This is a genomic window from Lacibacter cauensis (assembly GCF_007830055.1).
Classification (GTDB): domain Bacteria; phylum Bacteroidota; class Bacteroidia; order Chitinophagales; family Chitinophagaceae; genus Lacibacter; species Lacibacter cauensis.
In genome coordinates this window covers 524,695-544,987 of record NZ_VLLE01000003.1, presented here as the reverse complement: position 1 = coordinate 544,987, position 20,293 = coordinate 524,695, and the positions used below count along the sequence as shown (strand labels likewise).

Below are 20,293 nucleotides of genomic sequence, written 5' to 3'. Positions count from 1 at the left end.
TAAAACCATTCAAATGCAGCAACGTTTCAAAAAAATATTCTCTTCCGCTAACGGTTGGAAGTAAAAAAACAATAACTTCCGATAGTCATTTTTTTACACTTAAACCAAACTCTAGACAAAGCATGAAGAAATTATCTGTGCTAACAGCAGCTGCATTAATGCTGCTCGTTAGCTGTAGCAAATCCGTATCGGACAAACAACAAGAAGAGGAGAATACAGTAGAGGCAACGACACGCCGTTGCGCCAGCTACGAAGTATTACAGGCAAAATTGAAGGAAGATCCTTCATTGCAAAAACGTATGGATGAAATTGAAGCTTTTACTGCCCGTTATGTTGCACAAAAAAGTGTAAACGGTAAACTCGAAGCAGATGGCATTACAATGACGATTCCTGTATACGTGAATGTATTATATAGTAACGCTGCTGAAAACATTTCTGATGCACAAATCCAATCGCAAATCGATGTGCTGAATGAAGATTATGCTGGTTCAAACGGAGATGTAAATAAAACATCTACCTATCAAACTGTTAAAGCAGGTAACACAAATATCCGTTTTACATTAGCCGGAATTATTCGTAAATCAACAACAATTACATCTTGGGGTACAAATGATGCAATGAAAAAATCATCACAAGGTGGTATTGATCCTACTAATCCTACTACTTCATTAAATATGTGGAGCTGTAATCTTGGAAGTGGCCTGTTAGGTTACGCTCAGTTTCCGGGTGGTTCTACTGCAACCGATGGTGTAGTAATTCTTTACAGTGCTTTCGGCAGCCGTGCCAAAGTTCCTTCAGGCACATTCACATCTACCTACGATTTAGGAAGAACAGCAACACATGAAGTTGGCCATTGGCTGAACCTGCGTCATATCTGGGGCGACAGAAGATGTGGTGATGATTTTGTTGGAGATACACCTGCGCATGATGGTGCAAACTATGGTTGCCCCGCAGCTGGTGCAAAAAGTGCGTGTAGCGGTAAGCCTCTTGAAATGAATATGAATTATATGGATTATACAGCTGATGCTTGTATGTACATGTTTACTGCAGGGCAGGAAACACGTATGCGTGCAACTTTTGCAGCTGGTGGTCCAAGAGCTTCATTAAGATAAGATGATCGCTTTACTATAATCAACATGAGAAAACAGGGTCCCGCCAACTGGCGGGATTCTTTTTTTTGTAAATAATCCGGCAGTATGCTTTTAATCCTGCAGCAAAAATTGTAGTTTATCCGTTGCATTTATTCATCATTCTAAACTACAACACATGAAAACATACTATTTCAGCATAGTATTGCTGCTCACAATGTTCGGTTGTGCTAAAACCGACAGCAAAATAAATACTGCCGAGGGCGAAGAGTTGTTTATTACCAAAGCGCCCGGTAAAGCCTGCCGTACGTACGAAGTGTTCCAGGAGCAACTGAAAGCAGACCCCACTTTAAAAGACCGCATGAACGACATCGAAGCCTTTACCAACCGCTATATACAAAACCCCGCTGCCTATCGAAAAGTAATCAACGGAGTACTTGAATTACCGGTGGTTGTAAATGTGCTCTACAATAAACCCGAAGAAAATATTTCAGACAGGCAAATACAATCGCAGCTAGATGTGCTTAATGAAGATTTCGGAGCAACCAACAAAGATTTGTTTACCACCAGCACCTATAACAGTGTGAAGTCGGGTGATCTTAAAATTCGTTTTATCCTAAAACAGGTAAACAGGAAGTATACAACTGTTACTGCATTTTCTACCAACAATGCTATGAAATCAGCAAGTCGTGGTGGCATCGATGCCACAAGCCCTGAAACAACGATGAACATGTGGGTTTGTAATTTAGGCGGCGGTATTTTAGGATATGCTCAATTTCCCGGAGGTAATAAAGCAACTGATGGTGTAGTAATCAATACACTTGCATTTGGCCGTGGAGCTGCTTATAATCTTTACACAGATTACAACCTTGGCCGTACAGCAACACATGAAGTGGGCCATTACTTTAACCTGCGTCATATTTGGGGCGATCGCCAATGCGGGAACGATTATGTAGATGATACACCGCTGCATTATACGTACAACTTCGGTTGTCCGCCTGCAAATAAAATAAGCAGTTGCGACGGCGGTATTGAAATGACGATGAACTACATATACATACAGACGATGCCTGTATGTATATGTTTTCGAAGGGACAAGCCATGCGTGTACAGGCAACGTATGCAATTGGCGGCCCGAGAGCTTCACTTGCGAATTAAGTTTTGCTGGTACATAAAAAAATGCCCTGATAGTAACAGGGCATTTTCATTTATACACTACTTGATTTTAATTGATCACATCTGCTCCAAAATACGGACGTAATACTTCCGGTATTACAATGCCATTTTCTGTTTGATTATTCTCCAGCAATGCAGCCATGATACGTGGCAACGCCAATGAACTTCCATTTAAAGAGTGTGCTAATTGTGTTTTTCCTTTTTCATCTTTAAAACGAATCTTCATCCTGTTAGTCTGGAAGCTTTCGAAATTACTTACGCTGCTGCACTCCAGCCACTTCTTTTGTGCGGCACTCCATACTTCAAAATCGTATGTTAATGCAGAAGTAAAACTCATATCGCCGCCGCATAAACGAAGAATGCGGTATTTTAAACCGAGATTCTGCAACAGCTTTTCTACATGCGCTACCATTTCATCCAACGTTTCATAACTCTTTTCGGGATGAACCAATTGAATGATTTCTACCTTATCGAACTGGTGTACACGGTTTAAACCACGCACATCGGCACCAAAGCTTCCTGCTTCTCTGCGGAAACATGGTGTGTATGCCGTCATTTTAATCGGCAGTTCATTTTCTTTTACAATCTCATCACGATACACATTGGTAACAGGTACTTCTGCAGTGGGGATCATATAAAAATTATCGGCCTGCATGTAATACATCTGTCCTTCTTTATCGGGCAATTGTCCGGTACCATAAGCAGTTGCTTCATTAACCATGTACGGCGGAATATATTCGGTATAACCTGCTGCCGTATTGTAATCAAGAAAATAACTGATGAGTGCACGTTGCAACTTGGCACCTTTTCCTTTGTACACCGGAAAACCTCTGCCGGTGATTTTTACACCTAATTCAAAATTGACGATATCGTATTGCTCAATCAATTCCCAATGTGGTTTTGCATTGGCAGGCAACACAGGCTCATCGCCGCTTTCTTTTACATTCACATTCTCGTCTGCTGTTTTACCAACAGGTACTAATGTAGACGGCAGATTGGGCAAACGCACCAGCAACTCATTCACCTGCTGTTCCAATGTGCTTAACTGATCAGCAATGTTTTTCGACGATTCTTTATACTGTGCAACCTCTGTTTTCTTTGCTTCGGCTTCTTCTTTTTGTCCTTTACCCATCAGCATCCCGATTTCTTTCGATGCTGCATTTACTTTCGATGCCAGCTCATCATTTTCCAGCTGCGTTTTCCTGCGTTGCTCATCCAGTTCAATAATCTGGTCAACGAGGTTTACATCAGCAAAATGTTTTACGGCCAGTCGTTCTTTCACCAAATCTCTGTTCTGGCGAATAAATGCCAATTGTAACATAACTCAAAAATTTGCGCAAAGATAAGCGGAAGTACGAAGTTAGAAGTACGAGGTACGAAAGCCCCTGAGTCCTGAGTAGTCCTGAGCGATAGTCGAAGGACGGTCAAGCCCATCGAGCGGAGTCGGGATGGGCGTTCATTAGATTTTGTTTTTTATTCTGAGGCTTGTTTGTAAATATCCGGCTTATGTATCTGCATCCAGCGATCGGTAAAAGTCATTGGCCCAAAACCAAACTTTGCATACAATCCATGTGCATCTCTGGTGGCCAGCATAAAGCGACGCAAGCCCTGAATATCAGGATATGCCATAATCTCTTCCATCAACCATTTGCTTAAATCCTGTCCACGATACGCCTCATCAATAAACACATCGGCGAGATAAGCGAAAGTTGCCTTATCAGTTATTACCCTTGCAAAACCGATTTGCTTTCCCAGATGAAAAACACCAAAGCAAAGTGAATTATCAATCGACTTCTGCACCGTTTCAATGGGAATCTTTTCTGCCCAATAAGATGACGACAGAAATGCATGAATGTATTCTACATTAAAGAATTCCTTTTCGGTAGTGATGGCAAAACCTTCTCTTGGCATGATGATGATGTTTTATCGTATAAGGTCTGCAGCGCTGCAAAGCCCCCGGCAGACCCTATAGGAATCGATTAACTTAAATACTTTGCTACAATCGGCAACCTTCTTCCCACACCAAATGCTTTCGGGCTTACACGTATAATGGGACAAAACTGGTTACGTTTGTATTCGTTTACGTTTACCATTTTCAATACACGATCAACCAACGCTGCATCGTAACCCAATGCTTTAATTTCTTTCGGTCCCTGACGTCGTTCGATGTATTGATACAACACTTTATCAAGGATTGAATAATCGGGCAACGAATCAGAATCTTTTTGTCCGGGTCTTAATTCTGCACTCGGTGGTTTGGTGATGATGTTATCCGGAATAATTTCTTCGTTGCGGTTAATGTACTTCGCCAGTTCGTATACCTGCAGTTTATAACAATCGCCCAGCACACCTAACCCACCGGCCATATCGCCGTACAACGTACCGTAGCCAGTTGCCAGCTCACTTTTGTTGGAGGTGTTGAGCAAGATGTAACCAAACTTATTGGCAATCGCCATCAGCAAATTTCCACGGCTGCGGCTTTGTATATTTTCTTCAGCCAATGAAAACGGCAGATCGTTGAAGATCGGTTTCAGTTCGGTTAAGAAGCTGTCGTAAATATTTTTGATGGGAACAATGCCGTAGGGATTGCCCAAGTTCTTACTTAACTGTTCAGCATCACTTACACTATGCTCCGTTGAATAATGCGATGGCATTAAAATGGCACGTACATTTTCTTTACCCAATGCAGTACATGCTAATGCTAATGTAACAGCACTGTCGATACCACCACTGCTGCCGAGGATGGCTTTGGTAAAACCCATTTTACGGAAGTAATCACGTATGCCGAGGATGATGGCATCGTGTATTTCTTTTATGCTAAGGGTTTCATCTAAATGCAAGGGATTCAATTCTTCATTGGGAACTTCCTCTGCTTTCGATTGTACCGGTTGTACAAATGTTCCATCATCTTTCAGCTCTACAGCTACCAATGCTTCTTCAAACAACGGCAAATGTGCAATCATGTTGGCATGTTTATCAAACACCAGCGAACCGCCATCAAACACAATCTCGGTTTGGCTACCTACGCTGTTGCAATACAGCATCGGCAATTTGTATTTCTGTACGTTCAGTTTTACAATCGCCTTACGGTCTTCCACATGCGTGTAATCAAATGGCGATGCAGACATGTTCAGCATCAAATCCGGCGAAAATTTCATCAGCTCATCCATCGGGCAAATGCGGTACAAAGGATTATCGCCCAGGTTCCAGATATCTTCACAAACAGTTATGGCTAATTTCTTTCCTTTAAATTCAACAATGTTCCAATCGTACGCCGGTTCAAAGTAGCGGTACTCATCAAACACATCATAATTAGGCAAGCAGGTTTTATGTACAACCGCTTTTATTTGCTGTTCGTACAAAAAGAACGCTGCGTTGTGCAAATCCTTTCCTTCACGTTGTTTGTTACGATCGGGAGCACCAACCAGCACAGCAATACCATCCGCATGTTGTTTGATCTCGTCAATAGCTTTATACGACTTCTCAATAAAATCGTTGAACTCCAGGAAATCACGAGGTGCATAGCCGCAAACAGACAGTTCGCTGAACAGGATCAAATCGCCACCCTGCCGCTTGGCTTCTTCAATAGCGGTAATTATTTTTTGTGTATTACTTTCGAAATTGCCGATGTGATAATTTTGCTGCGCTAAGAAAATCTTCATTCCACAAATTTCAGGAATTTGCATTTCATTTAGCAGGCTTCTTTTAAGCAGAGGTCAACAACAAACCCAATAATATATCGTTAGAGAACACATGAAAAAATTACTGCCCATTCTCCTGCTCATCGGCTTGGCTTCCTGCAACAGCGGCAACAATGCACCCGATGTTTCGCATATCAAGATCGATTTAAAAACCGAGCGGTTTGAACAGGATTTTTTTGCCATCGACAGCAACAATACCAAAGCCGGCATTTTTCAACTGGAGCAGAAGTACCCTGTTTTTCTTCCCTTGTTTGTAAATCATGTGCTGGGGCTTGGACCGGTAAACGATACCAACGAACTGGCATTTGAAGGAAGCAAACGCTTTCTCAATCTTAACCAGGTGGTGTACAAAGACTCGCAGAAGTTATTTAAAGATTTCAGCGGTACTGCAAAAGAACTGGAGAATGGTTTCCGCTATGTGAAACATTATTTTCCCGATTACAAAGTGCCCACGATTATTACCACCGTTGGACCAATGGATGCACTGGCTCCCATGAGTAATAATGAACCAAGCCCGAATTACATGGGTGAAAATTTCCTGGCTGTCAGCTTGCAATTCTACCTCGGCAAAGATTTCAGTATTTATAACGATCCCGGTTACGTCAGCAGTGTTGCCCCGCAATACAGAAGCGCCCGTTTCAGCAAAGAATATATTGCAAGTGATGTGTTTAAACTGGTGATTGATGATTTGTTTCCCGACAGCAGTAGCCGATACCCGTTAATTGAACGTTTTATTGAAAAAGGAAAACGCTTGTACTTGTTGCAACAGTTTCTGCCAAACAGTAACGACACATTGTTGATTGGTTACACCGGCAAGCAACTCGAATGGTGTAAAGAAAATGAACGCAGCATGTATAACTTTTTTATACAGCAAAACCTCTTGTTCGAAATTGATCCTGCACTAACACAAAACTTTACAACTGATGGACCAACCACACAGGGAATGCCTGAGCAAAGTCCGGGAAATATTGGTGCTTTTCTCGGTTGGGAAATTGTAAAAGCATACATGCAAAAAAAGCCATCTGTTACTGTTGCGCAACTCATGCGCACATCCAACAAAAACATATTTAACGAGGCTGATTACAAACCGCATTAACCCATTTGCGGCTGCTTACCCATCTGCTTCATCATTCTGAAATGTGAAGCAATAGCGCCACGCATGGTTTTAATTGAGTTGTACTGCAGTTGATATTCTTTACATTTCTCACTTACAATTTTACTGATGGCAGGATAATGTACGTGGCTGATGCGTGGAAATAAATGATGCTCTACCTGGTAATTTAATCCACCTGCAAACCAGGAAAGTATTTGATTGCGTGGTGCAAAATTGGAAGTGGTTTTTATCTGGTGTACCGCCCATTCGTTTTCGATGAGTACCTGATCGTTTGGACCTGCATATTCAAACTCCGTTTCTTCTACCACATGTGCCAGTTGAAATACAATAGCCAACACAAACCCTAATACAAACTGCATCACCAAAAAACCAATGACCCATTTTGTAAAACCAAGCACTGCTATAGGCAGTATAGCATAAAAGAAAACATACAGCAATTTGCTTCCCCAGAAAATAATATGATCAGATAGTTTCATTTTCTGCATCACCGTATTGTTTACTTTCTGCTTAAAGTATTTATCAAAATCAAGATAAGCCACCCATGCCAGCGAGGAGATAGCATACAGAAACACCACATAAACATGCTGGTACTTGTGTGCAGGTTTCCATAACTGTGTACTGCATTGGCGTAGTAAGGGGCTACGTGCTATATCATCATCCATTCCATCTACATTGGTGTATGTATGGTGGATAATGTTGTGCTTGAATTTCCAGATAAAAGCATTGCCGCCTAATGCATTGATGGAGTAGCCTAAAATTGTATTTACCCATTTTTTGCGGCTATAACTTCCATGACAGGCATCGTGCATAATATTAAACCCGATGCTGGCAGATACAAAGCCCAGCAAACCGCACAACACTAATGATGTCCACACAGGCATTGAAACGGTTAACAACAAAGTGTAAATAAGAATTGCTGCAGGAATAAGTACGATTGTTTTCAGGTATAATTTGAAATTACCTGTTTTCCTGATGGATGCCTGAGCAAAATACTGTTCTACTGATTGTTTGAGATCTGCAAAGAAAATTGCATTGGAATTGTTAAACGAGACTTTGGCCACATGCTAAATTACTGTCATTTTAAATCAGAACGACTACGACAGTGCGTGAAGATAACGTTTATTGATTAGCAAACAGCTTTAACGAGTAACAATAACAAAGCTTTACAGTAACTAATTAACCTTAAAAGGCGCAATCATTTCAAACATCGGAATGCGCACATCGAATTCCTTTTTGGTATGCAGGTTCTCCATTGTATAGCTGCCTTGCATTTTACCCATTTCGGTTTTCAGGTTGCAGCCGCTTACATACTGGTACTGATCGCCGGGAAGAATAACTGGCTGAACACCTACTACTCCTTCGCCATCAATTTCTTTATACGAACCATTGCTGTCGAAAATATTCCAGTGACGTTGCAACAGTTTAACAGGAAAAGTATTGTTGTTTTCGATGGTAATACGATAAGCAAACATAAACTCAGAAGCTACCGGGTTGCTGTAATCCGGCTGGTAGTAGGTTTCTACACTAACTTTTACTCCTTCTGAAATTTGAAATACCACTTTGCTTATTTGATATAAAAATAATCGAATTTTATAAAATATGTTCACATGGTTGAAGAACGGTTAAAAACACATACCAGTATGTCTAAAACAACACATCACTATTCAAACGGCGAAGTAACCATTGTATGGCAGCCCGAACTGTGTAAACACTCCAAACTTTGCTGGAAAGGATTGAACGAAGTATTCGACCCTGCTAAACGACCATGGATCAATCCAAACGCTGCAACAACCGATGCTATTGTTAAACAAGTGCAACAATGCCCGAGTGGTGCACTCAGTTACTTTTTGAATGAAGAAGCTGGCTCCGGCAACACTACTTCCTGAACCAGTATTCACCAATATTGGTTTTGCTCAGCAACCAAATTACCGACATGCCCGTTACTATAACAGAAGAAACAATCATTAGAATAACCGCTCTTTTCTTTTTACGTTTACGGCTGTTAGAGCCCGAACTTTCGTAAAACAAATAGAAACTCCAGATCAGCATTCCGAAGGAGAAAAAGAAAAAGAATTTAAACAGTTCCAGTCTTGCAGTGTAAGCTCCAAGAAGAATAATAGACATCACGGGCTAGTTGGTTTTTAGAACGTTTGAATGATGGTAAAGATAGTTAAAACGGAAAAGGCTTACCCTGCTTTTTTCGTTTTGGCATAACCGTTCTTCAGCAGGAACTGCAGCACCTTTTCACGATGATCGCCCTGCACAATAATTTCACCATCTTTTACAGACCCGCCGGTGCCACATACATTTTTCAGTTGTTTGCCCAGTTTTTCTGCATCGTCATCGGTGCCAACAAAACCATCTACCAGTGTAACTGTTTTACCTGCACGGTGTTTGGTTTCCAGTTTTACACGCAGGTTTTGCTGTGCTGGCGGTAAGGTTTCCTTTTCTTCACGCACTTCTTCAAAACGAAAATCCGGATCGGTACTAAACACAAAGCCCCTGTTGTCCGGTTTATTTTTCTTACTCATTACTTAACTGTTTATTACTGCTTTTAAACTTAAATCTAAACTGCGTGCCTGGTGTATTAGTGCCCCTACGCTTATAAAATCTACGCCAGTTGCAGCATAGGTTTCAATATTGCTGAGGTTAATGCCGCCGCTGGCCTCGGTTTCTGCTTTGTCGCCAATTAAAGAAACCGCATCCTTTATCAACTCCGGTGTAAAATTATCAAGCATAATCCGATCTGCTTTGCCGGTTGCCAGTACACGCTTCACATCATCAAGGTTGCGGGTTTCCACTTCTATTTTTAAACCCGGCTTTACTGTTTGTACATAGTTGTATGCTTTTTCAACAGCAGCTTCTATACCTCCGCAATAATCGATATGATTATCCTTCAGCATAATCATGTCGTACAATGCAAACCGATGATTGTAACCGCCACCGATTGCTACTGCCTCTTTTTCAAGCAAACGAAAATTAGGGGTTGTTTTACGTGTATCGAGAATGCGTGTTTTGTATCCTTTCAGTTTTTCTGCATACGTATGTGTAAGTGTAGCTATGCCGCTCATGCGTTGCATACAGTTTAGCACTAGGCGTTCGCACTGTAAAATGGTATGCACCGATGCTTCTACTTCAAAAGCAATGTCGCCGGGCTGCATGGTATCACCATCTTTTTTGTAGGCATTAAAAACAATATCGGGCTGCCGATGACGGAAAACCGCTTCTGCCAGTTTCATCCCTGCCAATATACCTGCCTCTTTAATTTTCAACACAGCCTTTCCTTTTGCATCGGCCGATATACAGCTGAGTGTTGAATGATCACCTTCACCGATATCTTCTTTCAATGCAGAAGTAATCAGTTCCTGTAGTAATTCGTTGTAGTTGGCTACCATGCTGCAAAACTAAAGGAATACAGGTGAGCACTAAAATGTAAAAGGCCCGCTGCTCGAAAACAGTGGGCCTCTTCACGCTTGCTTTTCCTCTTATTTCTGTTCGAATTCTACTCCCTGAATTAAATTCTTGTCGCCTTTGGTACGCATATACACAGTAGTACGGTAAGTACCGCCGCTGGTTACCAACGTACCAATAATAAAGTTGGAGGACGGGTTACTGCCCGAATGTTGTAACTCAAAACCTTTTACTTTATTCAGGTTAAAGAAATCTTTAATCACCAGCTCGGCCTGTCCTTTACTGAAGGAATTGCTTTTACCAGGTAAGGTAACATCTACCATGCTATCAAAATACTTCGACATTTTTTCAACGCTTCCGGTTTTCAGCGCTGCAACAATATCATCTTTTTGCGTAAAGGCAACCAAGGCCGTTACCATCAGCATCAAAAAAATCGATTGCAAAAAATATTTCATTTTCATACGTTTCTGTTTATTACGTTTTCTGCATGTATCCGGCTTTTTGGCCATACATCTGTATGCAATGAGTACGAAAAACATGCCACAAACCAACTGTTCAGACGCATAAAGTTGGCTATTCGTTGTCAGCTTTTCTAATCAAATGATTTTGACCCAAATAAAGTAATTTTGGCGGTATGACAAAGAAAAAAGCAATCCTCGTAATAATGGACGGATGGGGACTGGGCAAGGTACCTGCTGCAGATGCCATCCAAAATGCCAAAGTACCATTCGTTAGCAGTCTTTACAGCCAATACCCCAACACAACCCTTACCACTTGCGGCGAAGCAGTTGGTTTACCCGACGGACAAATGGGCAATAGTGAGGTAGGACATTTAAACCTTGGCGCCGGCCGCATTGTGTACCAGGAATTACAGCGTATTCATGTAGCTGTACGCAGTGGCGAATTTGCTGCAAACAAGGTTTTGAACAACAGTATTGATTATGCCATCAGCAACAATAAAACATTACACATCATTGGTTTGGTAAGCGATGGTGGTGTACACTCACACACCAGTCATTTAAAAGCTATTACCACGCTTTGCAAAGAAAAAGGCCTCAGCAATGTATTGGTGCATGCATTTACCGATGGCCGTGATACCGACCCCAAAAGCGGATTAGGCTATTTAACCGATGTGCAGCAGCATCTCGATAAAACAGTTGGCGTTCTTGCAACTGTAACCGGCCGCTATTATGCAATGGACCGTGACAAACGCTGGGAGCGTGTAAAGCTGGCTTACGATGCATTGGTAAATGCTGTTGGTGAACAAACAGATGATATATTGAAGGCTGTTGAAACATCGTACGCCAATGAAGTTACCGATGAGTTTTTGAAACCAATCATCAATACAAAAGTTGAGAACACGAAAATACAGGATGGTGATGCTGTGATCTGCTTCAACTTCCGCACCGATCGTTGCCGTGAAATTACACAGGTGTTAACGCAGCAGGATATGCCTGAGTTCGGCATGAAAAAACTGAACCTGCACTACACTACCATGACGGAGTATGATAAAACGTACCAAAATGTACACGTCATTTTTGCTACCGATAATCTTACGAAAACATTAGGTGAAGTATTGGAGCAACACAACCGTACACAAATACGCATTGCAGAAACAGAAAAATATCCGCATGTAAGTTTCTTCTTCAGCGGTGGCAGAGAAAAACCTTTTGAGGGTGAAAAACGTATTATGATTCCTTCACCCAAAGTAGCTACGTACGATCTGCAGCCCGAAATGAGTGCGGTAGAAGTTACCGATGCCATTGTACCGGAAATACAGGACGAAACAGCTGATTTTATTTGTTTGAATTATGCGAATGCGGACATGGTTGGCCATACGGGAGTTTTCAGTGCAGCAGTAAAAGCGGTTGAAACAGTTGATGCCTGTGTGAAGCGTGTTGTTACAGCCGCATTGGATCATGGCTATACTGTTTTTCTTACAGCCGATCATGGCAATGCCGATTATTTGATCAATGAAGATGGAACTCCGAACACTGCTCATACATTAAACCTTGTTCCGCTATTTGTTATCGACCGCTCATGGAAAGGAACAGTAAAACCGGGCAAATTAGGAGATATTGCACCTACCATTTTAACCATGATGGGCTTGCCCGTTCCGGCTGAAATGACTGGTGACGTATTGATCTCCTGACATGTTTGTACTTAGAACCATAACTGCAGCTGTTTTATTTGTGTGTTTGCTGGTGCCGTTACTCACACCGGTTTACCTGCAACTGAAACAGCTGCATATACAACATGAAATGCTGGAAGAACTGGAAAAGAAAAGTCTTATCAGCATTCGTGTTAAAAAAGAAATGGTTAACTGGGTAAAGCCCGAGAGAGAATGTATGATTGGTGCTGAAATGTTTGATGTAAAATATTTGCAGGAAGAAGGAACCACATTGGTTTTAACCGGTTTGTACGATACTGAAGAAAAACAGTTGAAGAAACTTGCAGCATCCAACTCGCAACAGCAATCTAAACAGGCACGCTACTGTATTAAACTACTCTCATTGGTTGTTTTAATTCCGGACTACCTCTCTACACAACCGCCGATGCTTGTTCTTAAAAAGCGCTATCCTTTATTTCATAAGAGTCGGTATTTTAACCCCTATATCGAATTCCTGAAGCCTCCCCCACGTTTTGCTTAATACAATTGACTGAGTAATGGAAAAAAATACTGCTAACAGTTGCAAAGCATCTGTTAACAGGTATTGGTATGTGTATTTTATTAAACCAAACGAATGAGAAAAATAGCAATTGCATTACTGGCAAATGTAGCCGGCTTATGGGTGCATGCACAAGAAACAGTAAGCGACAGCGCTTTAAAAGAATTGTCGGAAGTAGTCATCAGCGCAAGTAAGTTCCCCGAAAAAAAATTAAACGTAGCACAACGGATTGATGTGATCAGTTCAAAATACATCAGCCGGGTAAATGCACAAAACACAGGCGATCTGCTCATCAATACAGGCAATGTGTTTGTACAAAAAAGTCAGCAAGGCGGCAGTAGCCCGGTTATACGTGGCTTTGAAGCAAGCCGGGTATTGCTGGTGGTAGATGGTGTACGGTTGAACAATCTGATCTATCGCTCAGGTCATTTGCAAAATGCCATTACTGTCGATCAGAATATGTTGAGCAGTATGGAAGTGTTGTACGGACCGGCATCAACTATTTATGGCAGTGATGCCTTGGGTGGTGTGGTTCACTTTCGTACAAAAGATCCGGTTTTATCAACCAACAATACCACATTGGTAAAAGGTTCGGGGTTTGCACGCTACAGTTCGGCCAACAACGAAAAAACCATACACGAAGACATTAACCTTGGCTGGAAAAAATTCGCATGGTTGCAATCGTATACTTACAGCGATTTTGGCGATATGAAAATGGGAGCAAACTATCCATCTGCTTATCCCACATTCGGCCGTAGAGATTCGTTTGTGACACGCATGAACGGCATCGATACCGTTCTGAAAAATGCCAACCCGCAAGTGCAGAAATTTTCGGGTTACAAACAATGGGATATTTTGCAGAAGCTGTTGTTTAAACAATCCGATAACGTAACGCACATACTCAACGTGCAGTACTCTAATACAACCAACGTTCCCCGTTACGATCGTTTACAAGATAAGCGTAATGGTACCCTTCGTTTTGCAGAATGGTACTACGGACCGCAGGAACGCCTGCTTACGGCTTACGAATTACGCATTGCAAAAGCAGGAAGGTTCGACAATATCAACCTTAACCTCAACTACCAGGAAATTGAAGAGAGCCGCTATACACGAGACTATCGCCGTTACGATCGCTTAGACGGTAGAGTTGAAAATGTAAACGTTGCAGGCTTTGTTCTCGATTCACGCAAAATCTGGAACAACAATGAACTTACAATTGGTATTGACGGGCAATACAACACACTTCAATCAACTGCATCGAGAGTAAACATCAACACCGGTGCATCAACCAAACTCGATACACGCTATCCCAACGGAAAAAACAATCAGCTCAACGCCGGCTTGTTTGCACAGCATGTGCACAAATTCAAAAACAAAAAACTGATGTTGAATGATGGGTTGCGTGTGCAAACAAGCCGTTTGCTTTCTACTATTACCGACAACTCTTTTTTCAATCTTCCGTTTACCAAAATTGAGCAGAAGAATACAACTGTTACTGGTAATGTTGGCTTGGTTTATTTGCCGGCTTCAGGTTCCAAACTCAGTGTAAATATTGCCAGTGGGTTTCGTGCACCAAACGTAGATGATCTGGCAAAAATTTTCGAATCGAGCACAGCCGCCCGGCAGGTAGTTGTACCCAATAACAACATTAAGCCCGAACGAACCTACAATATCGATCTTGGTATCAGCCAGAACATTGGCAAGAATATTCGCATAGAAGCCAGTACGTTTTATACCTGGTTCCGAAATGCGTTGGTGAAAGCACCTTATCGTTTAAACGGCCAAGATTCAATTTTGTATAATGGTGTGTTGAGCCAGGTGCTGGCAAACAGCAATGCCAACAAAGCCTATCTGTTTGGTGTATCGGGTGCAGTTTATGCAACCGTTGCAAATTATATTACGTTCAGCAGCCAGATCAATTTTACCAGAGGACGCTTTCAAACCGATAATACAAAAAACTCATCGGTATATGAAAAACAAGCAAACGGATCGTACGCATTGGTGAGTAAAAAAGTTTCATCAAAACCACTCGATCATATTCCTCCTGTATTTGGAAAAACAAGCATCAGCTATCAAAAAGAAAAACTGTTTGCAGAAATTTTTGCTTTGTACAACGGCTGGAAAAAACTCGATCAGTACAATGCCGATGGCGAAGACAATGCCCAGTATGCAACTGCCGATGGTATGCCGGGCTGGGTTACGTTTAACCTGCGTACTTCTTACAGTTTCAAACCTGTAACCTTACAGTTTAGCATAGAAAATATCTTCGACCGCAATTACCGCTACTTTGCCTCGGGTTTTTCGGCACCTGGCAGAAACTTCATTCTGGCAGTAAGAGTGGAATTTTAAGCGCTTTAGATCCTCATTTACCTACTGCTGCTTTTCTGCTTTTTTTGGCAGGAAAGCAGCAGTTTTTTCATGGAATTTGTCTAAATTCAGGGTTGCAAACCCATCTGTGAATGACTGAGGAAGCAATCTTACAGGGATGTCTTAAAAATCAACCTGCCGCACAACAGGAACTGTACAGTAAGTACAGCCCTAAAATGCTGGCCGTTTGTTATCGTTTTGCCCGTAACCGGGAAGATGCAGAAGACATGCTGCAGGAAGGTTTCATCAGGGTGTTTACACAAATTCATCAGTTTCAAAGCAAAGGCTCTTTTGAAGGTTGGATCCGGCGCATCATTGTACACACCTGCATTAATCATCTTAAAAAGCACAAGAAGTTTAATGACAGTGTGGACATTTCCCAAGCCCATACATTACAGGTAAGGGAAGATAGTGTTCCTTCGATAATCCAGGCCAAACAGGTAGTAGAATGTATTCGTATGCTACCGATTGGTTACCGAACGGTATTAAACCTTTTTGCGATTGACGGTTACACGCATCGTGAAATTGCACAAATGCTGGATATTGAAGAAAGCACAAGCCGTTCGCAATACACAAGAGCCAAAGCCATGCTGGAGCAGATTTTAGTTCAAAAGAAAATTATTATCCGGCCGCAGAGACAGGATGAATGGGTTGCAGCAGCCCATGTTCGGTTTTAAATGTCCGTACAACCAAACCAAAAACTGATTATGGAGCGCTTTATGTACCAGGATGATTCATTTGAAGGAACGCTTAAGGAAAAGGCTGACCAGTATCGCATGTACCCGTCACAGCAATCGTGGGAGCATATTCAAAAACAAATCCGACGCAGCAACCGCACTTTCAATTTCAAATCTTTTGGTTTAAGCACTTTACTCCTGTTGGGTTTTGCCATTGCTACAGGTGACGATGAACGAACAAATAACGAATTACTTACTTCAAATACAGAACAGCAGCTTATTGATAACGATGCAGATGAACTTACTGCCGGCAATGAAACTCCTGTAATTTCGATCAGTAAACGTAATTATAGTAACAACACAATAACAGGCACACAGGCTGGTTTAGAAAAGAATACTGAAACATTTTCAACTGAACAGGAACAGGTTGTAACTGCAGAAACAAATACGGAAGTACTTACTGTACAAGATGCACAAACAACCGCAGCTGATGACACCCGTTCACTTGAAAAAATTTCTGCTGAAAACAGGTTAATGTCTGTTGATCCTGCACAACGTGTTCCGCAAATAAAACCAACTTCACCTGAAATAATTGTTGCACCTGCTGAACAGGCTCCTGCAACCGAAACGGCAGCTACTTCTGCATTAACTGATGCAGAACTTAATTACGAAGTAAAGGTTCCTGTTATTGTAAAACAACCACTGAAGAAACAGGTTCAGTTTTATCTTACATCAAGTGCAAGCTACAGGGTATTGTATAGCGATAATCGCTTAACATTTGGTAATCTTCAAAATCAAAACCCGGAAAATGTTGCACGGCATACCCCTTCTGTTGGTATGGAAGCCGGTGCTGCCATACTATTCCCGGCTTCAAAAAACGTTCGCTTCCGTACAGGTTTGCAGTTAAATTATACCCGTTATAATGTAGAAGTATTCAGGTCTAATCCGCAAGTGGCAACGATCTCTTTTGGTTCTTCAGGAACTGTACAACGCATTTCTGCTTTGAGAGCAGACTCAGGCTTTTTGAGCGTGGTTAAAAACGAAACATTCCAGTTGGCAATACCGCTTGGCTTTGAATTTAAACTGGCTGGTCAACGCAACCTGCAGTTGCACATGGCTGCCAATTTGCAACCAACCTACTTACTTTCTGCTTCCGGATATTTCCTTACCAACGATCTTAAGAAATACGTTAAAGCTCCGGATTTGCTCAGTAATCTGAATTTAAATTCTTCACTGGAAACATTCCTTCGCTGGAACATGAAAGACTTTCAGTTGCAGGCGGGCCCTCAACTCAGGTACCAGCTTTTCTCTAACACCCGAGGCGATTATCCGATCAAAGAACATTTGGTTGACTATGGCTTCCGGATAGGCTTGGTTAAAACCCTCCGATAAATATAACGGAAGTTAACCGCCTTCACCATTACACCGTAGTTTTCAATATTTTTACAGCATGAAGCATTTATTATTCGTTGCTGTAACAATTGCTGCAATCTTTTTTTTAGGAAGTTGTAAGAGCAAACCAAAAGAACCAAAAGATTATGTTGATGTTTCGTCTTACCTGAAAGGACAACTGAAATATATTGACACTGTTCCTTTTGCCTTTTTAAAAGTGGTACAGCAAGACAGTGTTTACACCGATTCACAGTTTATCAGCAAAGAACAGGTGAAAGCAATTCTGCAGCCATTCCTGGTAAAGGAAATTGAAAAGAAAAATTTTGAAGAGGACTTTAAGGAAGTAACGTTTGCAGATGAAACGATCGAATCGCTCACACTTAACTACGAATCAATAAATGAAGATGTGCCAGTAACACGGGTGGATATTTATGTAAACCCCGAAAAGGAAACTATTACACAACTGTACCTTGTTCGTCACGAAGAGAAAGGCGATTCATCCATTGTACAGCAGCTACTCTGGAAACACAATAAAAGTTTAGTACTCATTACTTCTAAAGCAAAAAAAGATCAGCCGGAAAAAACAATTACAGAGAAAGTAATTTGGGATGAACGTGAAGAAAACTGATTATGACCGAAGCTGAATTAAAAAAAGTTTTGCCGGGCATTCCTGCACAACCCGGAATTTACAAGTATTACGATGCTGATAAAAAGTTATTGTATGTTGGCAAAGCCAAGCATCTGCGTAAACGTGTTTCCTCTTACTTCACAAAAACACTTCAATCATACAAAACGCAGGAGCTCGTTCGCCGTATCAGAAGCATTGAGTTTACAGTTGTTAATTCGGAACAGGATGCGTTTTTCTTAGAAAACTCACTCATTAAACAGTTTCAGCCTGTTTTTAATATTGATCTGAAGGATGATAAAAGCTACCCGTTTATTGTTATTAAAAACGAACCGTTTCCGAGAGTTTTTCTTACAAGGAAAAAAATAAACGATGGCTCCACCTATCTTGGCCCATTTACATCTGTTGCCAAAGTAAGAGACCTGATTGATTTTATTCGCCAGCATATTCCTATCCGTAACTGTAAATTAAACCTGGCAGAAACGCAGCTGAAAAAAGGGAAATACAAAGTTTGTCTTGAATATCATTTGGGCAACTGTAAAGGCCCTTGTGAAAGACTGCAAACAGAAGCCGACTACAGGGATAACCTTGAACAGGTAAAAAATATTTTAAAGGGAAATCTGTCACCTGTTATCCGTCATTTGAAAGAAGAGATGAAACAGTTTGCTGCTGATCTGAATTTTGAAAAAGCAGAGATCAACAGAAAAAAAATTGAACACCTCGAAAACTACCGGGCTACATCAACGGTAGTTAACCCAAAACTTGGAGATGCAGATGTTATTTCATTGGTGATTCATGAAGAAAAAGCGTTTCTTAATTACATGATGGTGCAGAATGGCAGCATCATCCAAACAGAAAATCTGCAACTCGAGAGCAGGCTGGGCGAAAATGAAAAAGAAATTCTTGAGTTTGCAGTAAGCTATATCCGCAACAGATTCGAAAGCATCTCACCGGAGTTAATTGTTCCTGTTGAAATTGAATTACTCGACGAACAGTTAAAAATAACGGTTCCCAAAGCAGGCGAAAAGAAAAAACTACTGGAACTTTCGCAAAAAAACGCAGCCATTTTCTTTGAAGAATATAAACGTAAGAAAGCACTGCAGTTACTCGATCGAAAAAAAGAAAACAACCTGCGCATACTTGAGCAGCTTCAAAAAGATCTTCATCTTCCGCAATTACCATTACACATAGAGTGTTTCGATAACTCCAATTTCCAGGGTTCTTATCCTGTTTCTGCAATGGTTTGTTTTAAAAACGGAGAACCCAGTAAAAACGATTACCGCAAGTTTAATATAAAAACAGTGCAGGGTATCAACGACTTTGCTTCAATGAAAGAAGTGGTGATGCGTCGCTATAAACGTTTAACAGAAGAAGATGAACCGCTTCCACAGCTTGTAATTATCGATGGTGGTAAAGGGCAGCTTTCATCTGCAATGGAAAGCATCAAAGCTTTGCAGCTTGAAAATAAAATGACCGTTGTAGGGCTTGCAAAAAATGTAGAAGAAATATTTTTTACAGGCGATCAACAATCGCTGAAGCTCGATTACAACGGCGAGAGCTTACGTCTTATCCGTAGTATAAGGGATGAAGTGCATCGGTTCGGTATTACCTTTCACCGTGCTAAACGAAGCAAAGGCACATTTAAAACAGAACTCGATACGATTAATGGTATTGGCGAGGCAACTGCTACACTACTGTTAAACACATTTAAATCGGTTAAAAACATACGTACAGCATCTGTTGAAGAATTGACTAAAGTTGTAGGTGAAAGCAAAGCAATGCTTGTGAAAAAAGCATTAGAAGATGCGGAAATTTAATTCACTGAAAAGGTAAAAAAATGGGGCCAGGATAGAAATCCAGCCCCGTCTTTAAAATCCAATATCCTATGAAAAACCGAGGTAAAGATACAAACTCATACCAGAAGTGCAATACCCGGAATCGAGTATTTTTAAACCTTTTCATATTTGTTTTGCCTACTGTTTTGAACCGCAGCTGTTTAAAATATTGATGCTCAGTTTTTACTGACCATAATCATACAAAAAGGGCCGTCTTGTTAAGACGGCCCTTTTTTGT

General features: G+C 41.2%; 20 protein-coding genes. 11 read left to right on the top strand and 9 right to left on the bottom strand.

The window, feature by feature from the left end; translation table 11 throughout:
• The first annotated feature begins 122 nt into the window (after nucleotides 1-122).
• Complete coding sequence (locus IQ13_RS07605; protein WP_144885598.1) at nucleotides 123-1,112, top strand: zinc metalloprotease; 990 nt, start codon at nucleotides 123-125, stop codon at nucleotides 1,110-1,112.
• A 154-nt stretch (nucleotides 1,113-1,266) separates the two neighbouring features.
• On the top strand, nucleotides 1,267-2,349 hold the full coding sequence (locus IQ13_RS07600; RefSeq protein ID WP_144885596.1) for a M12 family metallo-peptidase: 1,083 nt from the start codon (nucleotides 1,267-1,269) through the stop codon (nucleotides 2,347-2,349).
• Here the strand turns inward: IQ13_RS07600 and serS are convergent.
• The 3 genes from serS to IQ13_RS07585 form a co-directional block, all read right to left on the bottom strand.
• The gene (gene serS, locus IQ13_RS07595) at nucleotides 2,314-3,585 is read right to left on the bottom strand and encodes a serine--tRNA ligase (RefSeq protein ID WP_144885594.1); all 1,272 of its coding nucleotides are present in this window, start codon (nucleotides 3,583-3,585) and stop codon (nucleotides 2,314-2,316) included. The genes IQ13_RS07600 and serS overlap by 36 nt on opposite strands.
• A gap of 152 nt (nucleotides 3,586-3,737) precedes the next feature.
• Nucleotides 3,738-4,175 carry a GNAT family N-acetyltransferase gene (locus IQ13_RS07590; RefSeq protein ID WP_144885592.1) on the bottom strand — a complete coding sequence of 146 codons (438 nt, stop codon included), beginning with the start codon at nucleotides 4,173-4,175 and terminating at the stop codon, nucleotides 3,738-3,740.
• 68 nt (nucleotides 4,176-4,243) lie between these two features.
• Nucleotides 4,244-5,926, bottom strand: coding sequence for an NAD+ synthase (locus IQ13_RS07585; RefSeq protein ID WP_144885590.1), 1,683 nt, complete (start codon nucleotides 5,924-5,926; stop codon nucleotides 4,244-4,246).
• A 91-nt stretch (nucleotides 5,927-6,017) separates the two neighbouring features.
• Between IQ13_RS07585 and gldB the strand changes: the two genes are divergently transcribed.
• The gene (gene gldB / locus IQ13_RS07580) at nucleotides 6,018-7,061 is read left to right on the top strand and encodes a gliding motility lipoprotein GldB (protein WP_144885588.1); all 1,044 of its coding nucleotides are present in this window, start codon (nucleotides 6,018-6,020) and stop codon (nucleotides 7,059-7,061) included.
• On the opposite strand, the gene IQ13_RS07575 is transcribed toward gldB, so the two are convergent.
• Together IQ13_RS07575 and apaG are read right to left on the bottom strand one after the other, a co-directional pair.
• The gene (locus IQ13_RS07575; RefSeq protein WP_144885586.1) at nucleotides 7,058-8,140 is read right to left on the bottom strand and encodes a fatty acid desaturase family protein; all 1,083 of its coding nucleotides are present in this window, start codon (nucleotides 8,138-8,140) and stop codon (nucleotides 7,058-7,060) included. The two genes, gldB and IQ13_RS07575, sit on opposite strands and share 4 nt — an antisense overlap.
• Nucleotides 8,141-8,251: 111 nt before the next feature.
• Nucleotides 8,252-8,638, bottom strand: coding sequence for a Co2+/Mg2+ efflux facilitator ApaG/CorD (apaG, locus tag IQ13_RS07570; RefSeq protein WP_144885584.1), 387 nt, complete (start codon nucleotides 8,636-8,638; stop codon nucleotides 8,252-8,254).
• A 48-nt stretch (nucleotides 8,639-8,686) separates the two neighbouring features.
• Here apaG and IQ13_RS07565 point away from each other — a divergent pair, with 48 nt between their 5' ends.
• The gene (locus IQ13_RS07565; protein ID WP_242009497.1) at nucleotides 8,687-8,965 is read left to right on the top strand and encodes a (4Fe-4S)-binding protein; all 279 of its coding nucleotides are present in this window, start codon (nucleotides 8,687-8,689) and stop codon (nucleotides 8,963-8,965) included.
• Here the strand turns inward: IQ13_RS07565 and IQ13_RS07560 are convergent.
• The 4 genes from IQ13_RS07560 to IQ13_RS07545 all read right to left on the bottom strand — a co-directional run bounded on the left by IQ13_RS07560 (nucleotide 8,955) and on the right by IQ13_RS07545 (nucleotide 10,945).
• Nucleotides 8,955-9,203: a hypothetical protein gene (locus IQ13_RS07560; protein WP_144885582.1), complete on the bottom strand. Its 249-nt coding sequence runs from the start codon at nucleotides 9,201-9,203 to the stop codon at nucleotides 8,955-8,957. The two genes, IQ13_RS07565 and IQ13_RS07560, sit on opposite strands and share 11 nt — an antisense overlap.
• A 62-nt stretch (nucleotides 9,204-9,265) precedes the next feature.
• Nucleotides 9,266-9,610 carry a translation initiation factor gene (locus tag IQ13_RS07555; RefSeq protein WP_144885579.1) on the bottom strand — a complete coding sequence of 115 codons (345 nt, stop codon included), beginning with the start codon at nucleotides 9,608-9,610 and terminating at the stop codon, nucleotides 9,266-9,268.
• A gap of 3 nt (nucleotides 9,611-9,613) precedes the next feature.
• Complete coding sequence (gene nadC / locus IQ13_RS07550; RefSeq protein WP_144885577.1) at nucleotides 9,614-10,474, bottom strand: carboxylating nicotinate-nucleotide diphosphorylase; 861 nt, start codon at nucleotides 10,472-10,474, stop codon at nucleotides 9,614-9,616.
• 90 nt (nucleotides 10,475-10,564) lie between these two features.
• Nucleotides 10,565-10,945 carry a DUF4783 domain-containing protein gene (locus tag IQ13_RS07545; protein ID WP_158637348.1) on the bottom strand — a complete coding sequence of 127 codons (381 nt, stop codon included), beginning with the start codon at nucleotides 10,943-10,945 and terminating at the stop codon, nucleotides 10,565-10,567.
• 179 nt (nucleotides 10,946-11,124) lie between these two features.
• Here IQ13_RS07545 and gpmI point away from each other — a divergent pair, with 179 nt between their 5' ends.
• From gpmI to uvrC, 7 genes are all read left to right on the top strand, one after another.
• Nucleotides 11,125-12,642, top strand: coding sequence for a 2,3-bisphosphoglycerate-independent phosphoglycerate mutase (gene gpmI / locus IQ13_RS07540; RefSeq protein WP_144885574.1), 1,518 nt, complete (start codon nucleotides 11,125-11,127; stop codon nucleotides 12,640-12,642).
• A 1-nt stretch (nucleotide 12,643) separates the two neighbouring features.
• Nucleotides 12,644-13,141: a hypothetical protein gene (locus tag IQ13_RS07535; protein WP_144885572.1), complete on the top strand. Its 498-nt coding sequence runs from the start codon at nucleotides 12,644-12,646 to the stop codon at nucleotides 13,139-13,141.
• A 93-nt stretch (nucleotides 13,142-13,234) separates the two neighbouring features.
• On the top strand, nucleotides 13,235-15,508 hold the full coding sequence (locus IQ13_RS07530) for a TonB-dependent receptor (RefSeq protein ID WP_144885570.1): 2,274 nt from the start codon (nucleotides 13,235-13,237) through the stop codon (nucleotides 15,506-15,508).
• Between the two features lie 110 nt (nucleotides 15,509-15,618).
• The gene (locus tag IQ13_RS07525; RefSeq protein ID WP_144885568.1) at nucleotides 15,619-16,203 is read left to right on the top strand and encodes an RNA polymerase sigma factor; all 585 of its coding nucleotides are present in this window, start codon (nucleotides 15,619-15,621) and stop codon (nucleotides 16,201-16,203) included.
• A 30-nt stretch (nucleotides 16,204-16,233) separates the two neighbouring features.
• Entirely contained in the window at nucleotides 16,234-17,595 is a 1,362-nt protein-coding gene (locus IQ13_RS07520; protein ID WP_144885566.1) for a hypothetical protein, read from the top strand.
• A gap of 58 nt (nucleotides 17,596-17,653) precedes the next feature.
• The gene (locus tag IQ13_RS07515; RefSeq protein WP_144885564.1) at nucleotides 17,654-18,223 is read left to right on the top strand and encodes a hypothetical protein; all 570 of its coding nucleotides are present in this window, start codon (nucleotides 17,654-17,656) and stop codon (nucleotides 18,221-18,223) included.
• Nucleotides 18,224-18,225: 2 nt separating this feature from the next.
• Nucleotides 18,226-20,037 carry an excinuclease ABC subunit UvrC gene (gene uvrC / locus IQ13_RS07510; protein ID WP_144885562.1) on the top strand — a complete coding sequence of 604 codons (1,812 nt, stop codon included), beginning with the start codon at nucleotides 18,226-18,228 and terminating at the stop codon, nucleotides 20,035-20,037.
• Nucleotides 20,038-20,293 lie beyond the last annotated feature (256 nt).